This window comes from Nostoc sp. CCY0012, assembly GCF_963920855.1.
Classification (GTDB): Bacteria; Cyanobacteriota; Cyanobacteriia; order Cyanobacteriales; family Nostocaceae; genus Cyanocohniella.
The window spans coordinates 1-11,877 of sequence record NZ_CAWUDM010000146.1; the positions used below are offsets into that span (position 1 = coordinate 1).

Annotated in this window: 14 protein-coding genes; 2 read left to right on the forward strand and 12 right to left on the reverse strand. The window is 41.1% G+C overall.

All coding sequences use genetic code 11. The features are described 5' to 3' along the window. Positions 1–31: 31 nt before the first annotated feature. The 5 genes from petJ to mnmE all read right to left on the reverse strand — a co-directional run bounded on the left by petJ (position 32) and on the right by mnmE (position 4,699). The gene (petJ, locus tag ACM0OS_RS26195; RefSeq protein WP_414546102.1) at positions 32–358 is read right to left on the reverse strand and encodes a cytochrome c6 PetJ; all 327 of its coding nucleotides are present in this window, start codon (positions 356–358) and stop codon (positions 32–34) included. Between the two features lie 26 nt (positions 359–384). Next, positions 385–1,779: a TldD/PmbA family protein gene (locus ACM0OS_RS26200; protein WP_414546103.1), complete on the reverse strand. Its 1,395-nt coding sequence runs from the start codon at positions 1,777–1,779 to the stop codon at positions 385–387. A 78-nt stretch (positions 1,780–1,857) separates the two neighbouring features. Beyond that, positions 1,858–2,187, reverse strand: a complete 330-nt coding sequence (locus ACM0OS_RS26205; protein ID WP_414546104.1) for a hypothetical protein — start codon at positions 2,185–2,187, stop codon at positions 1,858–1,860. A gap of 177 nt (positions 2,188–2,364) precedes the next feature. Then, positions 2,365–3,135 (reverse strand): SDR family NAD(P)-dependent oxidoreductase, encoded by a 771-nt coding sequence (locus ACM0OS_RS26210; protein WP_414546105.1) that lies wholly within the window; start codon positions 3,133–3,135, stop codon positions 2,365–2,367. Between the two features lie 172 nt (positions 3,136–3,307). Further along, positions 3,308–4,699 carry a tRNA uridine-5-carboxymethylaminomethyl(34) synthesis GTPase MnmE gene (gene mnmE, locus ACM0OS_RS26215; protein WP_414546106.1) on the reverse strand — a complete coding sequence of 464 codons (1,392 nt, stop codon included), beginning with the start codon at positions 4,697–4,699 and terminating at the stop codon, positions 3,308–3,310. Between the two features lie 154 nt (positions 4,700–4,853). Here mnmE and ACM0OS_RS26220 point away from each other — a divergent pair, with 154 nt between their 5' ends. Beyond that, a complete protein-coding gene (locus ACM0OS_RS26220) occupies positions 4,854–5,054 on the forward strand; it encodes a hypothetical protein (protein WP_414546107.1) in 201 nt (66 codons plus the stop codon). 131 nt (positions 5,055–5,185) lie between these two features. Here ACM0OS_RS26220 and ACM0OS_RS26225 read toward each other — a convergent pair whose 3' ends face one another. The 7 genes from ACM0OS_RS26225 to ACM0OS_RS26255 all read right to left on the reverse strand — a co-directional run bounded on the left by ACM0OS_RS26225 (position 5,186) and on the right by ACM0OS_RS26255 (position 11,333). Beyond that, positions 5,186–5,824, reverse strand: coding sequence for a glutathione S-transferase family protein (locus tag ACM0OS_RS26225; protein WP_414546108.1), 639 nt, complete (start codon positions 5,822–5,824; stop codon positions 5,186–5,188). 108 nt (positions 5,825–5,932) lie between these two features. Next, a complete protein-coding gene (locus ACM0OS_RS26230; protein WP_414546109.1) occupies positions 5,933–6,667 on the reverse strand; it encodes a nuclease-related domain-containing protein in 735 nt (244 codons plus the stop codon). Between the two features lie 155 nt (positions 6,668–6,822). Then, on the reverse strand, positions 6,823–7,803 hold the full coding sequence (locus ACM0OS_RS26235) for an aldo/keto reductase (protein ID WP_414546110.1): 981 nt from the start codon (positions 7,801–7,803) through the stop codon (positions 6,823–6,825). Positions 7,804–7,808: 5 nt separating this feature from the next. Then, positions 7,809–8,738: an alpha/beta fold hydrolase gene (locus ACM0OS_RS26240; protein WP_414546111.1), complete on the reverse strand. Its 930-nt coding sequence runs from the start codon at positions 8,736–8,738 to the stop codon at positions 7,809–7,811. Between the two features lie 29 nt (positions 8,739–8,767). Next, positions 8,768–9,592: an SDR family oxidoreductase gene (locus ACM0OS_RS26245; RefSeq protein ID WP_414546112.1), complete on the reverse strand. Its 825-nt coding sequence runs from the start codon at positions 9,590–9,592 to the stop codon at positions 8,768–8,770. Between the two features lie 85 nt (positions 9,593–9,677). Beyond that, complete coding sequence (locus tag ACM0OS_RS26250; protein ID WP_414546113.1) at positions 9,678–10,373, reverse strand: pentapeptide repeat-containing protein; 696 nt, start codon at positions 10,371–10,373, stop codon at positions 9,678–9,680. Positions 10,374–10,838: 465 nt separating this feature from the next. Next, complete coding sequence (locus ACM0OS_RS26255; protein ID WP_414546114.1) at positions 10,839–11,333, reverse strand: hypothetical protein; 495 nt, start codon at positions 11,331–11,333, stop codon at positions 10,839–10,841. A 90-nt stretch (positions 11,334–11,423) separates the two neighbouring features. Here ACM0OS_RS26255 and ACM0OS_RS26260 point away from each other — a divergent pair, with 90 nt between their 5' ends. After that, positions 11,424–11,585, forward strand: coding sequence for a hypothetical protein (locus tag ACM0OS_RS26260; RefSeq protein WP_414546115.1), 162 nt, complete (start codon positions 11,424–11,426; stop codon positions 11,583–11,585). The last annotated feature ends 292 nt before the right edge of the window (positions 11,586–11,877 follow it).

The window sequence follows — 11,877 nt, forward strand, 5'->3', positions numbered from 1 at the left end:
CCTGCTCCCTGCCCCCTGGCCCCCTGCCTTTTCACCACCCTTGTTCGGCTTTTTGGAAAATGTAAGCGGCTACTTGTAAGATTTCTTCAGTAGTTAACTTGTTTTTAAAGGCGGGCATGGCATTTTTGCCATTTTTTACTTGATAGATAATTGCCTCAATAGAGTCACTGTTATAATTATCCAGATATTTAGATAATGCCTCTTTTTTCAAGGTTTTCTGGGGAATGAGGACGTTACCACCCCCTATATGGCAAGAAGCACAGTTGGCGTTGAAGATTTTAGCAGCGTTGACTGTTTCGGCAGCTAGGGCGGGGGGAATAACGATTAATTGCCATAGAGCAAACAGTACTATTAACAAAAATCTTCTCAATATATTTTCCTCATTCAAGTTTCTCCGCCCACTACTACATCCCGAATCCGCAGACTGGGTCCACCACAACCTACAGGTAAGCCGTTCTGTCCACCTTTGCCACAACCACCGGATTCATCCCAGTAAAAGTCATTACCGATGGCTTCAATATCTGCCAGGGTTTGAAAAACATTACCGGAAAGCGTCACATCCCTCACTGGTTCAGCAATTTTGCCGTTTCTAATCATCCATGCTTCTCCAGCACTAAAGGTGAACATTTCGCCATTGGTCATGCCACCTAGCCAATTACGGGCATATACTCCTGTTTTTATACCTGTGAATAAGTCAGCAATTGGCGTTTTTCCGCGCTCAATCCAGGTGTTTGTCATCCGGACAATGGGGTTATAGTGATAATCAAGACAACGAGCGTTGCCTGTGGGTGTCTCATCTAATTTGCCTGCGGTTTCCCGTGAATGCAAGCGTCCTACCAAAGTGCCATCTTTAATTAATTGGGTAGTGGTGGCTGGTGTACCTTCATCATCATAAAAATAGCTGCCGCGATGTCCTTCTGGGGCTGCACCATCAAAAATTTGTAGTTCTTCTGGGCCAAATCGCCGGCCAATGGTCATGACTTCTAGCAAGTCTGGGTTTTCGTAGGCCATATCGGCTTCGGAAAGATGTCCAAAGGCTTCGTGAACAAATAAACCCGTGAGAATTGGGTCAATGACTACGGTGTAGGTATTACCTTTGACAGATGGTAGCGATAAAGCAGCGATCGCTCTTTGGGCTGAACTGACAACTTGTTCATCCAACGCCGTTAAATCTTCGTATGCTTTGCGAGAACCAGTGGTTTCCCTACCAGTCTGCACAGTTTCACCGTTTCTGGCTGTGGCGGCAAAGCGCATTTCCATATCTACCCAAGATTGCTCAATTAGAGTCCCTTCTGAGGTGGCAATAATCACTTTTTGAGCGCTGTCACCATAGCGGACTGAAGTTGTCGTAATGCGATGGTCAAAACTTTTGAGTAAATCAGTATAGCGATCGCATAATTCTTTTTTCTGCCACAGGGGGATTTTTCGGGGGTTAGTACCTGTCAGGGGTAGTTCGCAGATTGCTTGCACTGGGTCAATGGGAGCTAGTAAAGTTTCTTCATCACCAACCATCCGGGCGGCGGCGATCGCTTCTTCGATCCGCTCTTTAATTGTCCCCAGTTGGTTAAAACTACTTAATCCCCATCCACCTTTATAACAAGCGCGAATATGTCCACCAATGGAAATGCCTTCACTCAGAGTTTCCACCTTGTCACCGCGCAACAAGATATCAGTCGCTTCTGATTGTTCAAGGCGAATCATCAGATAATCTACACGCGATGAGTAGCCAGTGATGAGGTCAGATAGTAAGTTTTGGACTTCAGCAAGTGTAGTCGGCATTTTTAGGTAGTCACCATGTCGAACTCCATTTATTTTGCAATTAATTGGGCCCTATATGCCAGCGCCGTGTAAATTCATTCAATTATTGGCAGTCTCCGAAAAATAGATGGCTATAGATTGAGGATTTTTTTCAACCACTATAGGCTCTCCCCTGACTGCTCCATGAGTAAGAGTACAAATTTTATACACATTTTCACAATCAAAGATTGCTAAAACTAATTCTTTTCCTGTTAGGTAATGAGATGGTAAAGTTTTTCCTACCTCACATTCCACATTCATCTGTTGATCATGCCAACGTAATTTCCAAATCCGCTTTTCAGTAATTGGTGCTTGGGCAAACTTAGCAATATTTTTATAGACATCTTCGGCTCTGGTATGGTCATTGGCGGCGGGAATAAAAAATTTCATAGGTTTTGGTAATAAGGAATATGAATTAAATAACATGCAAGTCTAGTTTTTGACCTCACCCCGCCTTTGACTTGCGTCAAAGTCTCTCCTCTCCTTGGTAAGGAGAGGGGTTGGGGGTGAGGTTCTGTCTTTTATTAAATCCACATTCCTAAGTTGCTTGTTCAAAATTTAGTTTACCTACCAAGGTAACTTACTGCCATCCCATGAAAAAAACTGACCACTGTCACCTTCTTGAAGTTGTTCGATGACACTAAGCAATTGAGTTACAGTACGTTCCACTGAAAATAGTTTTTCTGGTGGTACATTGCCTTGGAAGGGACGGGAAAGACGTGTATCTGTTGTTCCTGGATGCAAAGTTACGACTAATGTTTGAGGAGAGCTTCTTTTATACTCAATTGCGGCTGTTCGCATAAACATATTTAGTGCTGCTTTAGAAGCGCGATAGCCATACCAACCACCCAATTGATTGTCACCAATACTACCTATTTTTGCCGAAATACTAGCAAATACGCTAGGTTCCCGATGACGAAATAAAGGTAACAAATGTTTAGCTAGCAGCACTGAGCCAATACTATTAATTTGAAAGTAACGTAGTAAATTTTCGGAATTAATTTGCCTTAAGTTTTTTTCAGGTTGTAAGTTGCCTTCATGTAATAGTCCTACACAGTTAATCACTAAATGCAATTTATTGACTTCGTTTTTAATCTCTTGGATAACGGCAACGATTTGAGCTTCTTCAGTAATATCCATTGATAAACAAATTAGTTTACCAGCATATTTTTTGGCTAAGGTTATTAGTTCTCCCGCTGACTCAATTTGACGATAGGTTGCATAAATTTTGGCAATTCTTTCATCGTCTAGCAATTTTTGGACAAAACCTAGACCAATGCCTTGACTGGCTCCGATAATTAAGGCATTAACATTATTATTTTCATCTATAAAAGACATATGTTTAATTTTAGATAAATAGTGGATATATCTGAAGATATTAATCTTAACTGTTTCACAGGCGATTAGAAATCGCGGCTACACAAACGAAGTCCGCCTACGCGGACTCAAAGAAGTTAATTATCTGAGCCTCTTGGTGTAGGCAAAATTTAAAATTCCCAATTATTTAACTTTATTTGCCAATACAAAATTTACTAAAAATTCTATCTAGTACTGATTCTGTAACTTGTTCGCCAGTAATTTCTCCCAGGGCATTAATTGCACCACGTAAGTCAATTGTCCAGAAATCAAGGGGTAATTGATCAGCAATCGTTACTTGTACTTGATCTAAACATATTTTAGCTTGAGTTAATGCGGCTGCTTGCCTTTGGTTAATGGCTAAATCCATATCGGCAACTTGTACTTTTTCGGTTTGCATTATTTCTAAAATTGCTGTTTCTAAGCTATCAATACCTTGATTTTTTGCCGCTGCTGTGGTGACAATTTGGTTAATTTGCTGAGGATATGCCAAAGATGTCATAGATGCGGGTTCTATCAAATCAATTTTATTAATGACTAAAATTAACGGACGATGTTGTACCTGTGTATAAATTTCTTGGTCGCCTTCAGTCCAACCTGCGGCAGCATCGATAGTCAACAGCACTAAATCAGCAGCACTGGCAGCACGGCGCGATCGCTCGACGCCAATTTTTTCTACTTGGTCGATTGTTTCCCGAATGCCTGCTGTATCTAGCACTTGTACGGGAATCCCCCCCACCACTAGCTGAGATTCCACTACATCGCGGGTGGTACCGGGTAAATCAGTAACTATGGCGCGATCGCTCTGACTCCAAGCATTCAATAAGCTGGATTTGCCAACATTTGGTCGCCCGACAATGGCCACTTTTAAACCTGTCCGCAGCAGTTCGCCTTTGTCTTTGGTGGCTAATAATTTGGTGATTTCTACGGCAATTTTATCAATATCTGATATTATGACTTTACTATCCAGCGGTGGTAAGTCTTCTTCAAAGTCAATTCTGGCTTCGATTTCCGCCAAAATATCCAAACAGTTGGCGCGTAACTGTCGGATAGGATGAGCTAATTTTCCTTGTAAACCAACTAAAGCTGTTTGGGCTGCTTGAGGCGATCGCGCTCCTACTAAATCGGCTATGCTTTCGGCTTGGGTCAAATCTAATCGCCCATTCAAAAACGCCCGGAGAGTAAATTCTCCTGGTTGAGCTAGCCTAGCGCCTGTTTCTAAACACAGTTGTAATACCTGCTGTACTGCTATAATTCCCCCGTGACAATGAAATTCCACCACATCTTCACGGGTGTAAGAACGGGGTGCTTGCATAATTAATAACAAAGCTTCATCCACCAATTGTTGTGTCTGGGGATGACGAATATAACCGTAGAGAATGCGATGACTTTCCCAAACTTGATTTCCAGGGGCGAAAAAAAGAGCTTGAGCGATGGCCATTGCTTGGTCACCAGACACCCGCACAATACTCACGCTACCCTGTTGGGGAATCACAGCAGTTGCGATGGCGGCGATGGTTCCAGTAATGGCTAAGAGTTCCGACATGAGCGCCTTTTTGAGAAAAACATTGCTATATATATGCTTTTAGCGTAGCAGGAGTTTTATCATGGTCAATTAAGTAGTGATGGGGAGGTGGGGTAATCAGGGAATTTTACCCAATGACCAAGGACTAAATTATTTTAAGAGAGAGGAATTCACTGTGGAGCAGAAAATTAATTGCGCTGAAGCCTGCGTTAATGGTTGTGTGTTGGGGGATAAATGCCCCAATATTGAGTTTAGAGAAGCCACATCTAAATTTATTGAGGAGACTTCTTTAGACAAAATGCTGGAAATGGCGGAAGAACGACTGCGGAAAAAAATGACAGAACCGCCTAAGTGGGTTTTTCCGGAAGATTCTTAAAGTAAGGGAGTGGGGAACTCGGGGCCCTCTGGGGATAAGGGGTAATGGGGAATAGGGAATGGGGATGATTTTATTGTTATTGATAAATAAAAACCCCACGGGTCAGTGGGGTTAGTGGAGTTATAGTTTCCTTATATACTCTTGGCAAAGTCGTATTTGCCTCCACGTTCAAGGGCGCGTTTGTAAGCCGGTCGTGCATGGATGCGCTCGATAAATTGCTGAATTTTTGGTCGGTTTTCTACCTGTTGGGCTTGCATAACGCCAATTTCCAGAGGAAAGCTCATTTGAATATCGGCGGCAGTAAATTCTTCGCCTGTAAACCACGTATTCTTACCAAGTTCATCTTCTATGTAATCAAAGTGAAGCTTAATTTGGGGCGCGATAAATGCGTCATTGGCGCTGCTGTCCCCTGTCCCAAAACGGTTAAAGATGAGGTTCATAACCAGAGGTGGCATTGCTGAACCTTCGGCGTAATGCAGCCAATAAGTGTAACGCAGCCGTTCTGGTGTACCGGATTCTGGGATTAGCCGACCATTGCCGTAACGCTCTACTATGTATTCGATGATAGCGCCCGACTCAGCAATAGTTTTTTCTGCATCTGTGATCACTGGTGACTTGCCAAGGGGATGGACTTCGCGCAGTGATTTCGGTGCCAGCATCGTCTTGGAGTCGCGTTCGTAAAACTTGATATCGTATTCAATACCTAATTCTTCAAGTAGCCATAGTACACGCTGTGAGCGCGAGTTATTAAGATGATGGACAACGATCATAATAGCTACTTTTTGTTATCTGCTTTTGCTCATCTCAAAGTATCATTAGTTTGCCCACTCTTCATCTATCTGCTGGTTTGTCTTGGGTGGGTATGCGATCGCACTTACTCAACTTGTAGGATTCTGGCGCTTAATAGGTTTAGGCTTAGGAATCGGTTTAGGAATTGAGGTAATGTTTGTAGTCAGTGTCAAGCTTTCAACGGCTTGGGCAATTGCCTGTACTTGCATTGGTGTTAAACAATCAGGAGAACTATTTATCATTTGTAGCAGTGCAGGGATACCTTGTAAAACTGGAACTGAACAATCATTTGCTCCTATCCATTTAGCAATTGGGAAGACTACTGGAGACGCAACAAACCTATTAGGAAGGTTAGGTATTAAAGAAGTAATCCATTGACTAAACATTTTTTGATGGTAAACACTTTGAGAAGTCGGACTATTGTCAACTGCTACCCAGTTGTTACCTTCGCGTCGTTTCCATTTATCTTTATATGCACTAAATGAACCTTTCCAGGTTTTTACCTCTACTAAAAACACACCACCCTCACCGATAATTAGATGGTCTATTTCTGTTAGAGAGTCTGATTTAGTAGGGATTAAAGCATTATTAAATATCACCCATGTATCGGGAAAAGATTGCAAAAGTAATGATACTCCCCATTCTCCCATATTGCCTTTGAATTTATTTTTGGCTTGGTTTAATTCAAACATCAATGAACCCAACCCCCCCAAAAAGCCATCACCTAATGTTTCATGAATTTCTTGGTGTTTAGTAGATTTTTTTGTGTCGATTTTTTGCTGGAATGCTGCCCTAAGTGATGGTGATTGTTGAAGAGTTCTCATAAAATTTTGGTAACATTTATCAGTAACTGCCATCTTTAGGTTTCCCAAAATTGGAGGGCAATTGCTTTCCCTAATAGCTATCAAGACCCCCAAGTCAAGCAGTTAATTACCAAATTCCTCCATTCCAAACATTTTTGCGTGAACAACTACGTAACTTATCGAGTTTGAAAGATGTTTTGCACCATTTTTTTATCTGCACTCCCAGTCGCTTGATCTAATTCAGCAATCTCACTAGCGTTTAACTGCCAACCTAAAGCACCAATATTCTGCTGTGCTTGTTCTACACTCTTAGCGCCGGGGATGGGGATGGTTCCCTTGCAAATACACCAGTTAATTGCTACTTGGGACATGGTTTTTTGCCTGGATGCAGCTATCTCTCGTAAACATTCTAAGAGCGATCGCACTCCCGGTAATAGTTGTCTAAACAATAAACCCCGGATGCCTTTGGGGAAGGGGCCTGTTTCTGAGTATTTCCCCGTTAATATGCCTAATGCCAATGGACTATACGCAATCAGCTTGATTCCCAATTGATCACAAACGTCTTTTAAACCAAGTTCAGTTACAGGATATGTGGATAGCAAAGAGTACTGTACTTGTAGGGTAGTTATCGGTACTCCGCGCTCGGAAAACTTTTTATACACATATTCCAGCCGTTTTGGCCCGTAGTTAGATAAGCCAACGCCTTTGACTAATCCTTGTTCGTAAAGGTCAGCTAAACCATCTAGTAAGCCTGATTCTTGCCAAGGCGCATAATTGGCTGTTGACCAGTGCATTTGGACTAAATCGACATTTCTACCCAAACGTTGAGCAGATGACTGACAAGCCTTTACCATTGATTTACTTGTCCATCTCCAAGGGTAAGCAGCCAGCTTAGTAGCAATGCAGATATTGTCTTGATTTACACCTTGGTATGCTTGAGAAAATTTGCCTAACAGTTTTTCACTGCGACCATTTAAGCGGCCTGTTCCGTAAGAATCACCTGTATCAAATAAAGTTACACCATTACTAACACACAGGTTAAACACGGATTGTAACTGCTCATCCATGCTTTCATCGTATCCCCAAAGCAATTGGTTACCCCAGGCCCAAGTTCCACAGCCCATGCTGGGGAGAGATAGTTCTTGGCTATTTTGCATATTTATTAGAGTTGAGAGTTTTTTGATAACTGGCTGATAAAAGGTGCGATCGCCTGCACAAATTCAGTAGTAGACTCGTAAGGTAAAACGTTACGCCCCGGTAATTTAATTCCTTGAGCTTGCGGTAAACAAGCAAGATAATCGGCCAAGCGTTCATCTGGTGTTTCTTGTTTACCTTCTTTGCTAATACTGGATGCGGTTTCTCCCACTACTACTAGTGTTGGTTGCTGAATAGAAGCCAGGTAAATGCTATAATTCTGTCGCCAAAAACCAGCCAAGAACGAAAAGACGGCATGGCGACTGGCAGGATTTTCTGCACCTGCTTCTAACATAGTTAACCACTCACGGTCTACAGCCAGTTCTGAACCAAACAGTTGACGTGTGGAGAAAGAACGCAAAAATTTTTCGGTACGCGCATAGCGATAAAAAGGTTTACCAAAAGGCGAATCAAATAAATTCCATAAGATTTTTTGCTGCCATGCTGATGACTCTTTGGTAATGACTGGCCAAGCAGGAGGCCCAGCCAAAACAAGCCCAGCAATTGAATTTAATTCTTTTTTAACTAATTCAATAGCAACTGGTAATAACGCACCCTGTACTATGACAACAACAGGTTTTTGTATTTCTGTTTGTAAAAAGTAAGATAATTGCTCTGCCCAATCTTTCGGTGTATAAGCTACATGGGGCATATCACTTTCGCCACACCCTAACAAATCGGGATTGTAAATGGTATTTTTTTGACCTGTTGTATACCATTGCGTGCGGAATCTCTGCCAAAATTGCCGCGATAAACCCACACCAATGGGATGAATTAAAAGTAAAGGAATACCCTCACTTTGAGAATTAGGTGGTTGATGAGTTTCGTAGGCACAGCGATAATTTCGCCAGGTGTAAAACTGGGTAGGAGATATGGTGATATTGAGTTTATTGGTCATATCAAGTATTTAATTTTTTTCTAGAAAACCTAAAATATTATCTGGGGATGAATTAACTTATATCCAGCTTTTTTAATTTTTTGATTAGAAACTTTGGCGTTATGGGGGCGGTTACTTTTGGTCGTATGATCCCATTGTACCTTGGGCAAATTGTGTTCTTCAAATAATCTATCAAGTAGTTCTCTACTGGTAAGGTAAGCATCATCAACCAGGTTATAAATACCTTGTAAGTGTTGCTGACGCACAAATTCTATAGCCGCTACAATATCATCTAAATGAATCCAATTATTTATTTGATCGCCATTACCGGGACGGGTTGTGCCAGGAGCTTGTCTGAATATTTTTATTAGTTCTCTGTTAGGGCCATAAATGCCCCCCAATCTTAAGATACAAACGCGGAGTTTTTCACTAGATGCGGCTAACAATACTTCCTCCGTCGCTTTGAGAATTTTGCCATTATCATTTGTTGGGATAGCTGCCGTATCTTCATCTACCCAATCACCATTTTTATCACCATAAACTGAATGACTGCCTGTATATATCAGTTGTTTAATACTAGGAATCTGTGGTAAAATATCAACTAAGGTTTTAGCAGTATTTAAATAAGTTTCTTCATATAAGTTTGCCCCTTTTGCACCCACACTCAAAATTACAATATCTTGATTTTGTAATACCGATTTTAATTTTTCTGAGTCATTTCCTGGAGTGACGAAAACTTTTTGAGCTACTGCTTGTAGGGTAGGGACGCGCTCAGGGGTAGTTGTGGTAGCGGTGATCATAAAAGTCATTTTGCTCTGCCAATACTGAGCAAGTGTATAACCGACATAACCACAACCAATAATGGCAATATTCATAAATAAAATTGATGTTTCCAGTTAAAAGCAAAGACATGATTCATTATGTCTCTACATTAACTTTACTGTACTTACGTATATTTTTTTAACTATGGATGGCGCCATCAGGCATAATTGCACCAGTCAAGTTAGCTCCAATCAATTTTACCAGTAGGCGATCGCCTGAACGAATCCGCGCTCCTGTAAAGTCGGCTCCGCGCAAGTCAGCGCCACTGAGATCTGCACCAATCAAGTTAGCAGAACGCAAGTTAGCTTCTCTCATATCAGCCAGTAGTAAGTTGGCTCTAAACAAATTTGCTTCTGACAAATTCGCCCCTCTGAGTATGACTTTATGCATAAAGGTGTCACTGAGATCAGCACCACTCAAGTTAGCGTAGCTTAAGTTTCTGCCAGATAAATCTTTGTTGCTTAAATTAGACTTACTGAAGTCTTTACCACTCAAATCTTGGTTTTGCTGGGGTGGTTTGTATGTACTTTCAGGGGTTTTTTTGTATTGTGGTTGTGGAGTTCGTCGAGGCTGGGGCGCATGATAACTAGTATAACTAGTCTGTTGCTTGGTATAACTAGTCTGTTGCTTGCCATTTAATGATCGCAATTGATCACGCGCTTCATTAATTGCTTTTAGCTTTTCTTGGGCTTTTTTGTGTAAGCGAACATTGTCTAGAGGAATGCGATCTGGATGCCAGACAAAAACCAAGTCTTTATAAGCTTGATTTACTTCCTCAAGTGTTGCTCCAGGGTCTAATTCCAATACTCTATAATACTGCTCCAGATCGCTCATAAGACGTTTAGGTGGATAATCAAATTAATTATGAGTGATGCAGCCTTTTATCGGCTTAATTCTTGAAAAAATATCTTTGTTATTTAGATCATATATAACTCGGAACTTTTCCATTGAATTGGTAATCACAAATTTGTTGGCTACTGACACTTTGCTGCTATTGGGGTTCCATGACTTAGACTCTCACTTTGACTGGAAACATGGGGATTGAAAATTTTTGTACTGATATTTAAATATTATACAGGCGTATTTTAAATAATTGAGCTTATCAGTAACCTTGTTGTTGACAAGCTCAAACTTGCTATATCTTTTTGGTATATAACGCAATTACACTGCGATCGCCATCTAAAACGTGTAGTTTTGTATCGATATAGTTTGTTTTTATTCAAACTTATGGGTGATAAAACCTTACCTTTTAACTCTGATTTTTGCCTTTGAGAATTGTTAGTTTTATCTTTTAATTTGCTATCTTCCCATAACCCCAGTTCTCCACCGATTTATGGCTCTCAAATATGCGACAACTGGTATTTGATAAACCTCAATAAAAATCCACCCAATAATGGATAAATGTGACAAAAAAGTTAGTATAGTCCAAATGTATGGTATCCACGTAATGGGAGCATTAACACTAGGCGGAAAATAGTAAGCGACAATGCCAATTAAAGTGGTTGGTAGCAAAACAAAACTAATTGCGGCGAGTACATAACCCCAACCCAATTCCACACCTTCCAATTGCGCTTCTGTCCAATTAAATCCATTCCAGCGCCAAGTCAACGGAGGTTGTCGAGAAGGCATCTTGATTTGTTGCTGCTCTGGGTTAACGGTAAAAATTTCATGGCAGAAGTCACAACCCATAGCCTCCATCATAGGCATCTGAGAAATTTTACCTATGCGACATACGGGACATGGATAATCTCCTTTAATATCGAAAGATGTGCTTAATATTTTGGAACTGGGCATAATCAAACTATATTGCGCTCAAGAGTTAATCGGTTCAAGGCAAAATAAGCTACAAATCATCTGATTTATCGAATTTTTCAGTATTCATCATTGTTGATAGGGATTTTGCTGGTATTGACGCTGGGGATACCTTCTGCTAATGTGGCTTTATTAGAAGTGTATATTCAATTATTAACTCAACGCTACACAAATGTTCAGCAACAAACACTACTTTTATTTTTGGCGCCAGGCGGTTCACGGGCAGTGAATTAAGTTTCCTCATGGAAGCCGCCCAGTGAACCGTAGAGAAGACTCTGCGGTTTTTGTTTTTTCAGGAGCAAAATTTCATCATGACGAACTATTTCGGTAACTGGTTTTATAGCTTTTACTTTTGGCCCAGCGCAAATTCCGGGTAAATAGCGTCATGTTGATAAATTCACAACGCGCCCGGAACTTTGAAGTTTCGGGCTTTTTTAATGGAGAAATGAGGGGAGAAGAAGCAGGGGAGCAGGGAGCAGGGGAGAAGTTTCTTTCCCAATCCCCTTGTCCCCTTGTCCCCCAATCC